Source organism: Paludibaculum fermentans, from assembly GCF_015277775.1.
Classification (GTDB): domain Bacteria; phylum Acidobacteriota; class Terriglobia; order Bryobacterales; family Bryobacteraceae; genus Paludibaculum; species Paludibaculum fermentans.
Genome location: NZ_CP063849.1, coordinates 8226591 through 8242527, shown reverse-complemented (window position 1 = coordinate 8242527; position 15937 = coordinate 8226591). Strand labels below are relative to the sequence as shown.

Below are 15937 nucleotides of genomic sequence, written 5' to 3'. Positions count from 1 at the left end.
CGGAACTCGTGCTAGCCTGAACCAAATCCATCTGGGAGGACACCCCCGTGTCCACTGCTCTGGCACCGGTTCAAGCAAATCAACGCTTCGCCCTCGTCGACGCCCTGCGCGGCCTGGCCGTCCTTGGCATCCTCGCGATGAACATTGTGGGCTTCGCGTTCCACCCCACCGTCTATAGCGACCCCACAGTGGCCGGCGGCTCGACCGGCGCCAATCTGTGGACCTTCCTCGTGGCCGGCGTCGTCTTCGACGGCAAGATGCGCGGCATCTTCACCCTGCTCTTCGGAGCCGGCGTCTACCTCTTGACCACTCGCGGCGAACAGCGCGGCGGCGGCGGCTTCGTGGCCGACATCTACTACCGGCGCACCCTCTGGCTGCTGCTGTTCGGCATTGCCCACGCTTACCTGCTGTGGTTCGGCGAGGTCCTCTATCCCTACGCCTTGCTGGGCCTGGTGCTCTACCCGTTCCGCCGCATGTCCGCCCGTGGCCTCATCTGGCTGTGGGCCCTGCAGGTCGTCTTCATGATCGCCTCCGGCATCTACGACGCCCGCGACCTCACCGAAAAGCACGACATCGCCGTCGCCGCCACGCCCCTCAAGAAGGCGGGCAAGACCCTCACGGAAGACCAGGAAAAAGCAATCTCCACGTGGGAGGAGCGGGCCAAACACGACAAACCCGACGCCGCGGCCATCCGGAAATACACGACCCTCAATACCACCGGCTTCGTCAACTCAGTGAGGGCGCGTATGCCCATCGTCCTCTGGTGGCACAGCCTGACCATGTACTCGCCCATGCAATACGACCTCTTCGCCATGATGCTGCTGGGCATGGCCTTCGTCAAAACCGGGGTCCTCACCGGCGAGCGCTCCACGGCCTTCTACTGGAAAATGATCGCCGCCGGCTACGGCATCGGCCTGCCCCTCACCTATGCCCAACTGCGCCTGCAGGTCGATGGCGGCTTCTCCATCCTCGCCAACGCCTGGGCCGGCGCCTGGTACGAACCTGCCCGCATCGCGGTCTGCCTGGGCCACGTTGCGCTCATCGTTCTCGTCCTGAAGCAAGCCCGGTTCTCCGCCCTCCGCCGCGTCTTCGCCGCCACCGGCCAGATGGCCCTCACCAACTACCTCATGCAGAGCATCCTCTGCACCCTCTTCTTCAATGTCCTCGGCTTCCACAGCCAGCTCCAGCGCTATCAGGTCTATTACGTGGTCGCCGCCATCTGGCTGGCCGAACTCGCCTGGAGCCCCCTCTGGCTCCGCCACTTCCAGTTCGGCCCGTTTGAGTGGGCCTGGCGCTCCCTTACTTACTGGCAAAGACAACCGATGCGCCTGCAATCGGTTACATTTGAGCCTGAAATTGAGCCTCGCGAACCGATGCCTGCTGGGTCCTAGGTGTAGTAAAATAAACTTGAAAACAGGATTCATAGGTCCTAATTCGGCCCAAGGAGATTTACATGGCTCTCGTTTCAATGCGCCAGCTTCTCGACGAAGCGGCTAAAGGCGGCTACGGCATTGGCGCCTTTAACGTCAACAACATGGAGCAGATTCAGTCCATCATGGAGGCGGCTCGCGAAACGAAGTCGCCCGTGATCGTCCAGGCTTCCCGCGGCGCCCGCGCTTACTCGCAGGATCGCTTTCTGTATCACCTGATGCTCGCCGCCACCGAAATCTATCCCGAGATTCCGACCGTTCTTCACCTCGACCACGGCAACAGCCCCGCCACCTGCATTTCCGCCATCGACATGGGCTTCACGTCCGTGATGATGGACGGCTCGCTGATGGAAGACGGCAAGACCCCCTCCTCCTTCGAGCACAACGTTGCGGTCACCAAGGAAGTCGTCGAGTACGCCCATGCCCGCGGCGTCACGGTGGAAGCCGAAATCGGCTGCCTCGGCGGTATTGAAGACGGCCACGGCTCCGGCGGCTCCGGTCTCGATCACGTCACCGATCCGGCCCAGGCGGAAGATTTCGTCAAGGCCACCGGCTGCGACGCCCTCGCCATCGCCATCGGCACCTCCCACGGCGCCTACAAGTTCACCCGCAAGCCCGACGGCGACGTCCTCAAGATGGACATCCTCATCGAGATCCACAAGCGCCTGCCCACCACCCACCTGGTGATGCACGGCTCTTCGTCGGTTCCGAAGGAACTCATCGACATCATCAACCAGTACGGCGGCAAGATGAAGACCACCTTCGGCGTCCCCGTCGAAGAGATCCAGCTCGGCATCAAGAACGGCGTCCGCAAGGTCAATGTCGACACCGACAACCGCCTCGCCATCACCGGCGCCATCCGCAAGGTCTTCGTCGAAACCCCCGAGAAGTTCGACCCCCGCGACTACCTCAAGCCCGCGCGCGAAGCCATGAAGAAGGTTGTGGCGGAACGCATGGTCCAGTTCGGCCAGGCCGGTCACGCTGGCGACTACACCTCCATCCCGCTCTCCGAGATGGCCGAGATGTACAAGAAGCAGCTCGTCAACGCATAGTTCGTTCCTCGGGGCCACCCCCCGGAAACACAACAGGGCGCGGATCACTCCGCGCCCTGTTCGTCTTTAAGGAGCCCAGCCGGCCGCCTTACAACGGCAACTGCTCGACTATCTCGATATCGAAGCCTTCCAGACCCACCACCTTGCGCGGATGATTCGTCAGCAGCCGGATCCGCTTCAAACCAAGATCCGCCAGGATCTGCGCGCCGAAGCCCGTCTCGTGCTGTAGCAGCTTCTGCCCCGCCGGCGTCGCGTAATGCATGTACGCCCGGGTGTGCGAGATCAGCCTCGGCAGTCCGCCGGACGGGTCTGGATCGATCTGCCGGATCCCCGGCCCGGTCTGGTGCAGGTACACCAGTACGCCCGCGCCCTCAGCCACAATCCGCTCCAGCGAAGCTCGCAGGATCCGGTGGCAATCGCATTCCGTTGAATGGAACACGTCGCCGTAAGTGCACCGCGAATGCATCCGCACCAGCGCACCAGAGGCCTTCTCCGGATCTCCATACACCAGCGCCAAGTGGGTCTCCGGATCGATCGTAGACGTGTAGGAGATGGTCCGGAACTGCCCCAGATCCATCGTCAGTGTCCCTTCGGCCGACCGCCGCATGATCCGCTCGTGCTCCATCCTGTACCGGATCATGTCCGCCACCGAGATCAGCAGCAACCCGTGCTTCTTACAGAACTCCACCAATTGCGGGACCCGCGACATCGTCCCGTCGTCGTTCATGATTTCGCAGATCACGCCGCCCGGCCGCATGCCCGCCAGCCGCGCCAGGTCCACCGCCGCCTCCGTTTGCCCGGAGCGTACCAGCACGCCGCCTTCCCTGGCCCGCAGCGGGAACATGTGGCCCGGCCGCGCCAGGTCCGACGGCAGCGAACCGGGATCGATCGCCACCTGGATGGTCTTCGCCCGGTCGGCCGCCGAAATGCCGGTACTCACACCCTCAGCCGCGTCAATCGCTTCGCAGAATGCCGTCCCGAACTGTGAGGTGTTCTTCTGCGACATCATCGGCAGCGCCAGGCGGTCACAGATCTCCGGCGCCAGCGCCAGACACACCAGCCCGCGCCCGTGCACGGCCATGAAGTTGATGGCTTCCGGAGTGGCAAACTCCGCGGCGAGTGTCAGATCTCCTTCGTTTTCACGGTCTTCGTCATCGACGACAACCAGCATCCGGCCCTGGCGAAAGGCCTCCAGGGCCTGCGGAATCGTGGCAAAAGGCATAAGGTCCTACCCCTTCATTATGAGCGAAGACGGGCGTTTCGCCCTAACCCGGTGCCGGCTGTGTAAGCTCTGTCAAAATCAGACAACTGGATCAACTTAGCTGGTTCCCAACGCCCGCGCCGGGTGTATACTTGGGCCGTCTCAAGGAGACTTATGCCATGTTCGCTGAAGGGAATCCCGAGGTTTTAGTAGTGGGCGCCGGCCCCGTCGGACTGCTGGCGGCCCTGGATTTGGCCAAACAAGGCATTTCAGTCGAGATTGTCGACTCCGGCGTGTGGGCCTGCAAACACAGCTACGCCCTGGCGCTCTACCCCCAAACCCTGCATCTGCTGCGGGAACTGGGCGTGCTCGACCGCGTCATGGGCAGCGCCTACGCCGTCCGGACCCTCGCGCTCTATGATCGCGACGGCCTCCACGCCAAGGTCCGCCTGGGCGATCCCGGCGATCCGCTCGGCTGTCTGGCCGTGGTCCGCCAGGACGTGATCGAGGACATGTTTGAACACGCCCTGCGTGAAGCGGGCGCCGCGGTTCACTGGCGCCATGACATCTCCGCCCTGCAGCCGGCGCCCAACCACGTCACAGCCACGGTCGATCGGCTGGAACGTGAATCGCGCGGCTATGTGGTCGCCCACAATGAGTGGGTGGTCGGCCGCCGCTGGGACATCCAGGTCCCGTTTGTGATCGGCGCCGATGGTTACAACTCCCGCGTGCGGCGCACCCTCAACATTGAGTACCCCGAGGTCGCGCCCGCTCAATACTACGGTGTCTTCGAATTCGAGACCGACGCCAAACTGGGCGACGAAGCCCGCGTGGTTTTCGGCGACGGCACCAGCGACGTACTCTGGCCGCTGCCCGGCGGCCTCTGCCGCTGGAGCTTCCAGCTCACCGACTACCACGACACTGTCGCCGAAGAGATGAAAGACCGGCTGCTGCGCTCCGGCTTCGGCTACTTCCCCACGGAACGCCCCAAGGACCGCACCGAAGGCTCGCCCAACAAATACCCCGCCGTCCTCGACGAAAAGCACCTCACGGACCTCATCGCCGCCCGCGCCCCCTGGTTCCAGTCCTCCATCGGCCGCATCCACTGGCGCACCGTCGTCCGTTTTGAACGCCGCCTGGCCGCCAGCTTCGGCCAGAACCGCATGTGGCTGGCCGGCGACGCCGCCCACCTCGCGGGCCCCGTGGCCATCCAGAGCATGAATATCGGCTTCTTTGAGGCGCATGAACTCGCCACCGCCGTGGCCGGCATCCTGCGCGGCCAGGGCACGCTGGCCGATCTCGACGCCTGCGGAGACCGCTGGCACTCGGAATGGCGCCGCCTGCACGGACTCGAAGCGCACCTCGAGCCGACGCCCGAGACGGATCCCTGGGTCGCTGAACACGCAGCCGACCTGCCCGCCTGCCTGCCCGGCTTTGGAGCGGAATCCGCTCGCCTGGCCGCCCAGTTGGGGTTGTTTTCTCCCCCGGTACTGAGCAAAACTGCGGTACCTTAGGCGGTATGTCATTTGCAGGCAGGGCCGTGCGATTGGTGGTAATCGCCACGCTCTCCTATCAGTTAGCCCAGACCGTTGACTCCGCCCACTTTCAATTCGGCGGACCCGCCAGGCCGTTTGACTTCCGTTCCGGCACACTACAGGTAGCCGAGGCCGCGCTGCCCGCCGCCCAGGCCGGCATCCGCGAAGGCGATACGATCCTGGCCCTGAATGGCCGCCCCCTGCGGCAGCGGACCCAGGTGGATGAGTACCTGCGCACCGTTCCGTCCGGCGCGTCGCTGCGCGTCACCTACTCACACCCTGGCCAGTCCCCTCAGGAGGCCGCCATCACCCTCGCGCCGGCCGTCGGCGCCGCCCGCTCCAGGTCCGAACAGCTCATGTCGCTGTTCATGGAGTTCGTCACCCGCTGGTTCTGCCTCGCCCTGGGTCTCTTCGTGGTCATCATGCGGCCCACTGACCCGCTCGCCTGGCTCGTCCTCGCCATGATGCTCAGTTTCTGCAATCTGGAATCCAGCGCCGGCAACCTGGCCGACGGCTGGCCCCAGCCGTTTCGAGCACTCGGCGTCTGGTATTCCACTTTTCTCCAACGCAGTTGGCCCCTCTGGATGCTGCTGTTCGGCCTCTACTTCCCCGATCCCTCCAGAAAGCCCCGCAAGGTCGCCTGGACCCGCTGGGCGCTGGGCCTGCCCATCTTCCTGTTCGCCCTGGTCAATTCACTCCTGCGGGCCTGGGAGCATTCCAGCCGCCCTGTTCCGCCCGGTCTTCAGGCGCTCGTCGAAAACGCCGGTTCCGTCGTCAACCTCCTGGGCTTCGTGGCCATCGGCATCTTCTTCATGTGCCTCCAGCTCAAGCGCTACTCTGAGCCCGACCCCGATGCCCGCCGCCGCCTCAAGCTCCTGTTCTGGGGCGCCAACGTCAGCCTCAGCCCCATCTTCGCGCTCATCGTCTACACCTCCATCGCTCACGTGTCCGTAGGCTCCATCAACCCGGTCGTCCTGGCGGCCGTGGTTCTGATGCTCTTCCTCTTTCCCGCCACCCTGGCCTACGTCCTGGTGGTGGAGAAGGCGATGGATGTGCGTGTCGTACTGCGCCAGGGCCTGCAGTACGCCCTGGCCCAGCGCGCCATGCGCATCCTGCTCGGCTTCCTGATCATGGGCATCGTCTACTTTACGTTCGAGACGCTCAACGACCCCAAGACGCACAGGCCCATGCGGCTCCAGGCCATCGCATTGTGCGCGACCGCCATCATCCTCCTCCAGCGGGGCTCCGGCAAAGCCGCGCAGTGGATCGACCGCCGCTTCTTTCGCGAACAGGTCGAAACCGAGCAGGTCCTCGTGAAACTCGGCGAGGAGGTCCGCAGCATTACCGATCCGATAGAACTGAAACAGCGCGTCTGCCGGCGCATCTCCGAATCGCTGCACGTCCCTCGCGTGGAGATTACCGCCAATGGACCCGGCCCAACCCACGAAATCGCCTTCCCCCTCACCGCCGGAGCCACCCAACTCGGCCACCTCGTTCTGGGGCCAAAACTGAGCGAGGAGCCCTACTCCGGCAGCGACCGCCGCCTGCTCCAGACCGTCGCGTCCCAGACGGCCCTAGCACTCGAGAACGCCCGCCTCACCTCCGCGGTCGCCAGCGAGGCCGCCCAGCGCGAGCGCATCCACCGCGAACTCGAGATCGCCCGCGAGGTCCAGGAGCGCCTCTTCCCCCACCATCCCCCGGTCGTCGCCGGCCTGGACTATGCCGGCCGCTGCCGCCCCGCCCAGTCCATCGGAGGCGACTACTACGACTTCTTCCTCACCTCGGAAGGCCGCCTCATCGTCGCCCTCGGCGATATCTGCGGCAAAGGCGTGCCCGCCGCTCTGCTCATGGCCAGCCTGCAGGCCTCCCTGCGCGGCCTCTGCGCCGGCGGCGTCAACGACCTCGGCGAGATCATGGGCCATCTGAACCGGCTCGTCTTCGACGCCACCCCGCGCAACCGCTTTGCGACTCTCTGGTGCGCCGTCTACGACCCCCAAACCCGCATCCTGCGCCACTCCAGCGCCGGCCACGGCGATGCCCTGGTGCTGCGTTCCTCGGGCGCGACCGAAAAGGCCGGCGTCCGCGGCCTCGCCCTGGGACTCACCCGCACGGCCCGCTACTCCTGCGGCGACCTCCAGCTCCAATCCGGCGACCTGGTGGCCGTCTGCACGGATGGCGTGACGGAAGCGCACAACCCGGACCGCGAGGAGTTCGGAGACGAACGCTGGCAGGCTTCGCTTCAGGCGGCAGCCGCGCTGGCGCCGGCCTCAATCCTCGACAGGATCATCCAGCAGGTCGACACCTTCGCCGCCGGAGCCGAACAGCACGACGACATCACCGTGATGGCGCTGCGGGTCCAATCGTGATCTTCCGCCAGTGCGCCGACGATGGCAGCTTGTCGCCCACCAGCGTGTGCTGGAACAGCCGGATCACCGTCTTCGGGCCGCCGGCGGGCAGAGCCTGGGTGACCGTCTGCATCGCCGGACCCTCGATCAGCTTGCTCAACAGCCGCTGGTTGTTGGCATAGATCTCCAGCCGCCAGGCCCGGTTCTCCTCCGCCCCGACCTCCAGCTTCATCACCTTGCCGCCCCGCAGGTCGGCCGTCGTGGAAAGCACTACCCCTCGAACCTCATCCCTCGGCCACGTCACCAGGACATCGTTGTCCAGGTAAGTGATTCCTCGAATTCCACCCAGCCCGCCGCCCGCGCCCCCAAAACCGGCCCGCTCCAACTGCCAGCGCGGATCCCAATAACGCGTCAGATCCTCCAGGCTGAAGAGCTCCGGCTTGACCTCCGGCACGGCGAGCGGTTGCCGCGCGATGTTCATGATTCTAAGCGCGATCCCGGAAATCCGCTCGTCCACCGGCGGATCGAAGGTCAACGGGCCCATCTTGTTGCCGGCGACCCGGTTCAGCAGCTTCTCCACCAGCAGCGGAGGCAGCCCCTTCATGCCGCGCAGGGCGCCCACCACGGCTCCGGCGCTGGCCGCATTGCAGTCGGCATCGGTGAAATCGGCCGCCGCAACGGCCAGGTTGACCGTCTTCAGGAAGTCGCCTTCCCCGAAATAGACGCTCAGCGCCACCAGCGCGCCATTGGCCACGGCGTTGTTCGTGGCCGGATACTCAATGTGCCAGCGCTCTTCCAACTCGTTCGCGATCTCTCGTGGATTCCGGCCCGCCTTGGCCATCGCCAGAAAGTGGTCCAGGGCCTTCCGGTATGGCGAGCGCGGATCAATGAACCCCGCCGCCTTCTCCACAACCTGCTTCGGATCCGTCTCCGAATAGGCCAGGGAGACCATCGCCGCCACAAACACGCCCCCCTCTACAGCCTCCGCCCAGCCGTTGATCCGGCCGTAGTACCGCGCCAACCGTGCCGCCAGCGCCGGATTCCCCGGAGCCAGCATCCCGTAGATGTCCGCGGAAAACTGGGGCCCGATGGTGAACCACAGACGGTTGTACCGCGGGTGGCCCGTATCCGGAGGCTGAATCCCCCGCTGCATCAGCAGCCTGGCCTGCTCGGAGGAGCCCCACGACCCCGCATTGTCTTCCTTCCACTGCGCGCCCAACTGCTGGATCGTCAGCCGCGGGCCATACTTCTCGAACGCCCGCAAAGCGACTATCTCGTAGTAGTAGTCATCGTCCACCGGAGCAGGTCCGCGGAATGTGGCCGGCAGGTCGGAGATCCACTGCACCGAGGCGGGCTTGTGCTCGAAGGGGAAACCCATGTTCGCCCCCAGGATCTGGGCCGTAAATGCCGCCCGTGTGCGGTCTTCCACGGATTGGGCATACAGCGAACAAGAGAGGAACAGAAGGAGGACAGCGCGCATACAAGCCTGGATCCATGCTACTATGCGGAAAGACCAGCCCACACACTTCGCGGAGAGGTGGCTGAGTGGTCGAAAGCAGCGGTTTGCTAAACCGTCGTAGGGTGTAAAGCTCTACCGAGAGTTCGAATCTCTCCCTCTCCGCCAGTTCCACTTCCACATCTGCCCCGGGCACAACTGCCCATGCGATTCCCATGCCCCTCCAGGTAGAATCGAAGTCGATGCTGTGGCAATTGGTTGGCGGAGTTCGCGGCCTACTCATGCTTGCCGGTCTCGCGGCCGCCGGGACCCTCATTCCCTGGAAGTTCGGGTTTATGTTCCTCGACCCGGCGATCATCCTGCCTTACACCGCGATCGCGATCCTCTTCGCTTCCAACTTCGTCGCCGGAGGCGTAGTGGGCCAGGATGACCTGGCCACCATCCGCGGGATCACCTTCGGCGGCGCCTTGTACGGCTGGCTGTGCTGGGTGCTCATTCTGGGCACGGCGTTTGCCGCCCTCGCCTCGTTCCGCGACCGGATGGTATTGCCGCCCTCGGGCATGCTCGCCGCCCTGGCGCTGTTCACCGTCTGCGTCGCCTGGCTCAGCGCCTGCCTGGCCGCCCTGGTCTCCGTCCAGGTCTTTACGGCCAAGGCCGCCCGCGACCTGATGCGCATGGGCTTCTTCTTTGTCGTGCTGCTGATGCTGATCGGTTCGAGATTCCTCCCCGCGGCCTGGCGGACGTCCTCGGCCAAGCTCCTGACCGGCGAACAGCTCCCCCTCCTGCTGTGCGCCATCGGCCCGGTGCTCGCCGTCCTGGGCGTCCTGGCCCTGCGCCGGATCCCCACACTGCTGGCCGATCGTCATCTCGGGCTGTCTATTACGGGCGAATAACCGGCGCGCCTCCGCTAAATCTTCCGAAATAGCGAAGCAAAGTCGAAGACTCCTCTCAAGCCGATTCCCGGTCCAGCCGATAGGACGGGGGTGAGTGTCGATTCCGTACTTCCACTGACCGCCGACGCGGAAGAGATCAAATTCGTGCCGCCGGTGCCCGAGACCATGGATGACCTGGGTCTCTCGCAGTCGATGGTCGAGCAGATGATCCTGAAGACCCTCTACTTCCGGGGGGATTCTTCGGGCCGCCTGCTCGCCAGCTCGATGGGCCTGAATTTCAGCGTCATCGGCCCCCTGATCGAGGCGATGAAGCGCCAGCACCTGCTGATGGCTAAAAGCAGCCTGGGCATCGGCGACATCAGCTCGACCTTCGCCCTGACGGAAGCCGCGCGCGAACTCACCCGCGAGTACATGGAGTCCAACTCCTATGTCGGCCGGATTCCCGTGCCGCTGGAGCAGTACACAGTCGGCGTCAAGATGCAGCGCAACCGCGCGGACTGGCTCAGCAAGGACATGCTGACCAACGCCTTCAAGCACATGGTCGTGAACGAGGCGACGATGAGCCACCTGGGCCCGGCGGTGAATGCGGGCAAGTCGTTCCTGATCTATGGCCAGCCCGGCAACGGCAAGACCTACCTGGCGGAGGGCCTGTTCAACATCGAGTCGGACCCCATCTACGTTCCGTTCGCCATTGAGTACCAGGGCCAGATCATTCAGCTTTTCGATCCGAATTATCACACCCGGCTGGACGAGGACAATTTCGAAGTCAGCGCCTTCCATCGCGACCTGGATTTCGATGGTCGATGGTTTCGCTGCAAGCGTCCGTTCATCATGTCGGGCGGCGAACTCGCGCTCGAGATGCTCGACCTGAGCTTCAATCCCGCTTCAAAGATCTACGACGCCCCGTTCCAGCTCAAGGCCAACAACGGCATCTATCTCATCGACGACTTCGGCCGCCAGAAGGTAACACCGGCGGAAGTGCTGAACCGCTGGATTGTGCCGATGGAACGGCGCATCGACTTTCTCACCTTCCGCACTGGCGGCAAGGCTCAGGTCCCGTTCGAATGCTTCCTGGTTTTCTCGACGAACCTGCGGCCGGAGCAGTTGGGCGACGAGGCGTTCCTGCGCCGCATTCAGTACAAGATGTTCGTGCGGTCTCCAGAGGTCACTGAGTTCATCAAGATCTTCAAGCGCTTCTGCGAGAGCCAGAAGATCGAATGCGACGACCCGACGATCGAGGAGTACATCGACAAGAAGTACATGCGCAGCGGCAAGCGGTTCCGGCGCTGCCAGGCGCGCGATGTAATCACGCACGCCATCGACCTGATCCGCTTCGAACGCAAGCCCTACAAGCTGACCTTCGACGTCCTATCGCACGCCTTCGACATGACCTTCATCAGCGAAGAGTACGAGACTTAGGCGGAACCTGCAGCATAAACATGTAGATGAGGACGCCGGCGAGCAGCACGGCGGACGACGTGAGAAACGCCGCCAGGAACGTACCCGTACGTTCGACGAGATAGCCGGTGACAACCGGCGCCACCACGCCGCCCAGATTCCCTACCGCGTTCTGTAAACCTGTCCATTTGCCGGAAGCACCCGCTCCCGCCAGATTCTGCGACAGCGCCCAGCAGTTCGACGTGTAGAGGCCCAAACCGCAGAACGCCAGCACCAGGAACGTCATCGACAGGATGTGCGACGGCACGGTCGCGAACGGCAGCATGATGGCCGTCAGCAGCAGGCCCGCGATCATGAAGTTGCGGCGCAGCGGCACCACCTCCGCGCCTTTGGCGATCATGCGGTCGGAGATCCAGCCCGCCGTGATGGTGCAAACAGCCGTGACGCAGAGCGGGAAGGCGTTGTAGATGGACATCATGCCCATGGTGAAGTGGCGCTCGCGGATGAGGAACGACGGCAGCCAGGTCAGCAGCAGGTACCAGTTGTAGTTGAAGCAGAAGAGTCCAATGAAGGTCGCCCAGGCGGAGCGGCTGGCCACGAGGTCCAACCAGCCAGGCCCTTCCTGCTTCTGTTGTCCGGCGGTGGTGTCGCGCGGTGAATAGTAGAGCCACGGCACGAGCCAGGCGAGACTCAGACCGCCGGTCAGGATAAAGAACCAGCGCCAGCCGTAGATCCCGATCATCCAGCCGCCCAGCAGCACGCCCACCGCGGGACCGAACTTTGTCGCCGCGTCGATGATGCCGTTGGCCAGTCCGCGCTCTTCTTCCTTGAAGCCCTTTGACAGGATCTTGGAATACGCCGGATACGCCACGGACTCGCCGATGCCGAGAAGCAAGCGGAACGCCACCAGCGCCGCGAAACCGGTCACCATGCCCATGGCCAGTGTGGCGGCCGACCACACGAGGAAGCCCAGCGCATAGACGCGCGCGACATCGTAGCGGTCGACCAACCAGCCGGCCACAATCTGGAAAAGTGCGTAGGTCCAGAAGAAGGCGGCGAGCAGGAAGCCCATCTGCGAATCCCGCAGACCGAGCTCCTTCGTCAGTTGCGGAGCGGCGATGCCCAGGTTGCCCCGGTCCATGTAGTTGATCAACACGGACACGGCCAGCAACAGAAGCATGGGCCAGTGGGATGGAATGCGCTTGGCGTTGGAAGTCACAAAGCGGGCAGTATATCAGTTGCCCATTGATGCCGTGACGGAAGCCGGGTTCCGGAGTGCGTCTCGGACGCCCTGTTCGCCCATGCGGCGGTACATGCGGTCTACGGCTACCCACGACCAGGTGTAGAAGATGCGTGCCTGATCCGGAGACGCGCCGAGCGCGGGCGGAGTCCGCAATCCCTCCACCGACGCCACGTCCGCCGCTGCGGGCCGTTCGCCCGACCAGCGCATCGCCATGCCTTCGTGGAACCAGTGCGGGAAGCGGCCGCGCGCCGTCAGGCAGGCGTGCACCAGCTCGTGCGTCACCGCCTGGCGGGCTTCGCGCTGGAATGCCTGCCGGAACAGCACTACGCGGATGCGGCCGTCGAACTGCCCGCCGCTCCACTCTTCGGCTCCGGTCGTTGCACGGTAGGCCTGCTGGTTCTGGAGCACGAGGGGGATCTGCTCCTTCAGTTCGCAGCCCAGCGCCGCGTCCAGCCGCGCGTACTCGTCGTTGGCCGCCGAGAGCACCTCCGCCGCGGTGCTTTCGGCGATCTCGTCGCTGTTGTAGCGCAGGACGAAGCGGTAGCCGCGCAGCTTGTTGCGGCTAGTATCGCCGGCCAGTTCGGCGCGCGCCTTGCTCATCAGGGCGTCGACCGACGCGTTGGGCGCGAGGGCCTGCGACTCCGTCCAATACTCCAGCGCGAGGCGCGGTTCATCGCTGCGATAGGCGGCCAGGCCGGCCAACGCGAGAGTGAGAGGGTCCTTGCGGCCGTCCCGCTGGAGCGCGGACTCCATCTTCCGCAGGGCCAGCCGCGGCTGGTTCGACTCGATCAGCGCGAGCACCTCATTGGCTCCGGGCCGTTCGCCTGCCTCTTCCTTCAAACGTGCCGTCTCGGCCCGCAGCATCTTCGGCAGTTCCAGCTCCGAGGCATTGCGCAGTCCGGCGCGGTAGGATTCCAAGCCTTCCAACTCGGACGCCAGGACGTAGCCGGCCTGCCATGCGCTGGTCACCTTGTAGCAGGTGCCGGCGTCGCCCGAGATGGAGAACCGCACCTGCACCGCCGTGCCTTCGGCCAACCGCGCGACGGTATCGGCGTCCGTCGAGCACGCGGAACGCAGGACGGCTCCGCCGCCGTGCACCACGGGGTCGCTGGCGAGCAGCAGAAGGGCGAGGAGGGGCAGCACCGCTCTCTCTATCGGCGGAACGGCTTCGCGCGTCCAGACCCGGGTTATCCTGGATCGTGGCTCCGTCGCCAGAGCGGCAATGTCTCCGCCGCATGCGAAGGAGTCTCCCCCCTCAATGCAATGGCGCGCCGCCCTGCTCGGCCTGTTCGCCGGTGTCTTCGCCTGGGCCGCTTCTCCGGCGAAGGGCACTGAAATCCTGTGGGACCGCTTTGGCGTGGCCCATGTCTACGCGAAGAACACCCCGGATCTCTTCTACTGCTACGGGTATGCCCAAGCCCAGAGCCATGGGAACCTGCTGCTGAAGCTGTATGGCGAATCGCGCGGGCGCGCCGCTGAGTACTTCGGACCCGCCGGGCTCGCCAACGACCGGTGGGTGTGGACGAACAGCGTGCCCCAGCGTTCCGCGCAGTGGCTGGCGCAGCAGACTCCGCAGTTTCGCGGGTATCTGGAGGCGTTTGCCAAAGGGATCAACGACTACGCCGCGCGGCATCCCGAAGCGCTGTCGGAGGAGGCCAGGCGGGTGCTGCCGGTGACCGCGCTGGACCCGCTGCAGCACGTGCACCGGATCGTCCACTTCACCTATATCGCCTCGCCACGGCTGGCCGGGCCGATCGCTCCGCAGGAGGCAGCCGCCCACTTTCTCGACACTCCGGAGGCGGTGGGGTCGAACGGATGGGCCATTGCTCCGAAGCGGACGGCGGCGGGCCACGCGCTGCTGCTGGGCAATCCGCACCTGCCGTGGGGCGACTGGAGCACCTATTACGAGATCCATCTCACGGCGCCCGGCATCGACCTGTATGGAGCAAGCCAGGTGGGCTTCCCCGTGTTGCGCTTCGTGTTCAGCGACTATGTGGGCTTCAACCAGACGGTCAACTCCATCGATGCGGCGGACCTGTATGCCATCAAGGCCCAGGGCGACGGGTATCTCTTCGACGGCCAGGTGAAGGCCTTTGAGAGGAGCTCGCACGAGCTGAAGGTCCGGCAGCCGGACGGGCGATTCCGGGTGGAGCCGCTGACGACTTACAGCACCGTGCACGGGCCGGTGATCCGGCAGGATCCTTCGGGGCCTGTTGCTTTGCGCGTGGCCGGGCTCGACCGGCCGTTCCTGCTGGAGCAGTACTGGCAGATGGCCACGGCGCACAACTTCGCGGAGTACGAGACGGCCCTGAAGCGCCTGCAGGTGCCGACGTTCAACATCCTCTATGCCGACCGGGACGGCCACATCGAGTACCTGTTCAACGGCCTGCTGCCGAAGCGCTCGAAAGGGGACCTGCGCTACTGGGCGGGCGTCGTCCCGGGCGATACTTCGGAGACGCTGTGGACCTCGTACCACGCTTATGAGGAGCTGCCGCAGGTGGTTGATCCGGCTTCGGGCTATGTCCACAACACCAACGATCCGCCGTGGAATGCGGCCTGGCCGAACTCGCTGGATCCGGCGAAGTACCCGGCGTATACGGCTCCGGTGAATACCAGCTTCCGGGCGGAGCGGTCGCTGCACATGCTGAGCGAGGAGCCCCGGTTTACGTTCGACCGGTTTGTGGAGCAGAAGCACTCGACCCGGGCGGAGCTGGCCGACCGGATCCTGCCTGAGCTGGTGAAGGCCGCGGAGGAGTATGGGCCGGAACGGGCCAGGCAGGCTGCTGCCGTGCTGACGAAGTGGGACCGGCAGGCCCAGCCGGAGAGTCGCGGGGCCGTGCTGTTTGCCGCGTGGGCGACGCGGTTCATGGGGCCGGCGATGGGGTCGCAGGCGGGGTTCGCGGTGCCGTATGACCTGAAGTCGCCGCTGACGACGCCTTCGGGGTTGAAGGACCCCAGGAAGGCGGCGGCGCAGTTGGATGAGGCCGCGGCGGAGACCCTGAAGAACTTCGGCGCGCTGGATGTGCCGTGGGGGCAGGTGATGCGGATCCAGTGGGCCGGGGTGGACCAGCCGGCGAACGGGGGCTTCGGGAATCTGGGGATCTTCCGGGTGATTACGTTCGGGCCGCTGCGGGACGGGGTCCGGACGCAGACGCATGGGGAGACGTATGTGGCGGCGGTCGAGTTCACGAAGCCGGCGGCCCATGCGAAGGTGCTGCTGTCGTATGGGAACTCGTCGCAGCCGGGGAGCCGGCACCAGACGGACCAACTGCCGTATCTGGCCCGGAAGGAGCTGCGGACGGCCTGGCGGAGCCGGAAGGAGATTGAGGCGAACCTGGAGAGCCGGGAGCGGTTCCAGGCTGGCCGGGGTCCTCGGAGATGAAT

Annotated in this window: 11 protein-coding genes and 1 tRNA gene; 8 read left to right on the top strand and 4 right to left on the bottom strand. The window is 64.9% G+C overall.

Going from position 1 to position 15937, the window contains the following annotated elements:
- The first annotated feature begins 47 nt into the window (after positions 1–47).
- Both IRI77_RS32640 and fba read left to right on the top strand, forming a co-directional pair.
- Positions 48–1391 carry a DUF418 domain-containing protein gene (locus IRI77_RS32640; RefSeq protein ID WP_194449124.1) on the top strand — a complete coding sequence of 448 codons (1344 nt, stop codon included), beginning with the start codon at positions 48–50 and terminating at the stop codon, positions 1389–1391.
- 62 nt (positions 1392–1453) lie between these two features.
- A complete protein-coding gene (gene fba / locus IRI77_RS32635) occupies positions 1454–2482 on the top strand; it encodes a class II fructose-bisphosphate aldolase (protein WP_194449123.1) in 1029 nt (342 codons plus the stop codon).
- An 88-nt stretch (positions 2483–2570) separates the two neighbouring features.
- Here the strand turns inward: fba and ribB are convergent, their stop codons facing one another.
- Positions 2571–3704, bottom strand: a complete 1134-nt coding sequence (ribB, locus tag IRI77_RS32630) for a 3,4-dihydroxy-2-butanone-4-phosphate synthase (protein WP_194449122.1) — start codon at positions 3702–3704, stop codon at positions 2571–2573.
- A 158-nt stretch (positions 3705–3862) separates the two neighbouring features.
- On the opposite strand from ribB, the gene IRI77_RS32625 reads away from it, so the two are divergent.
- Both IRI77_RS32625 and IRI77_RS32620 read left to right on the top strand, forming a co-directional pair.
- On the top strand, positions 3863–5197 hold the full coding sequence (locus IRI77_RS32625; protein ID WP_194449121.1) for an FAD-dependent oxidoreductase: 1335 nt from the start codon (positions 3863–3865) through the stop codon (positions 5195–5197).
- Positions 5198–5223: 26 nt separating this feature from the next.
- Positions 5224–7584: a SpoIIE family protein phosphatase gene (locus IRI77_RS32620; RefSeq protein ID WP_194449120.1), complete on the top strand. Its 2361-nt coding sequence runs from the start codon at positions 5224–5226 to the stop codon at positions 7582–7584.
- Here the strand turns inward: IRI77_RS32620 and IRI77_RS32615 are convergent.
- Positions 7553–9043, bottom strand: a complete 1491-nt coding sequence (locus IRI77_RS32615) for an ADP-ribosylglycohydrolase family protein (protein WP_194449119.1) — start codon at positions 9041–9043, stop codon at positions 7553–7555. The two genes, IRI77_RS32620 and IRI77_RS32615, sit on opposite strands and share 32 nt — an antisense overlap.
- 51 nt (positions 9044–9094) lie before the next feature.
- Between IRI77_RS32615 and IRI77_RS32610 the strand changes: the two genes are divergently transcribed.
- From IRI77_RS32610 to IRI77_RS32600, 3 genes are all read left to right on the top strand, one after another.
- A tRNA-Ser gene (locus IRI77_RS32610) sits at positions 9095–9187 on the top strand.
- Between the two features lie 47 nt (positions 9188–9234).
- Positions 9235–9912: a hypothetical protein gene (locus IRI77_RS32605; protein WP_194449118.1), complete on the top strand. Its 678-nt coding sequence runs from the start codon at positions 9235–9237 to the stop codon at positions 9910–9912.
- A 90-nt stretch (positions 9913–10002) separates the two neighbouring features.
- Positions 10003–11331 carry an ATP-binding protein gene (locus IRI77_RS32600; protein ID WP_194449117.1) on the top strand — a complete coding sequence of 443 codons (1329 nt, stop codon included), beginning with the start codon at positions 10003–10005 and terminating at the stop codon, positions 11329–11331.
- Here the strand turns inward: IRI77_RS32600 and IRI77_RS32595 are convergent.
- Together IRI77_RS32595 and IRI77_RS32590 are read right to left on the bottom strand one after the other, a co-directional pair.
- Positions 11309–12490: an MFS transporter gene (locus tag IRI77_RS32595; protein WP_194449116.1), complete on the bottom strand. Its 1182-nt coding sequence runs from the start codon at positions 12488–12490 to the stop codon at positions 11309–11311. The two genes, IRI77_RS32600 and IRI77_RS32595, sit on opposite strands and share 23 nt — an antisense overlap.
- 54 nt (positions 12491–12544) lie before the next feature.
- Positions 12545–13696, bottom strand: coding sequence for a gluzincin family metallopeptidase (locus IRI77_RS32590; protein ID WP_194449115.1), 1152 nt, complete (start codon positions 13694–13696; stop codon positions 12545–12547).
- Positions 13697–13811: 115 nt separating this feature from the next.
- Here IRI77_RS32590 and IRI77_RS32585 point away from each other — a divergent pair, with 115 nt between their 5' ends.
- Entirely contained in the window at positions 13812–15935 is a 2124-nt protein-coding gene (locus tag IRI77_RS32585) for an acylase (protein ID WP_194449114.1), read from the top strand.
- Positions 15936–15937: the final 2 nt, after the last annotated feature.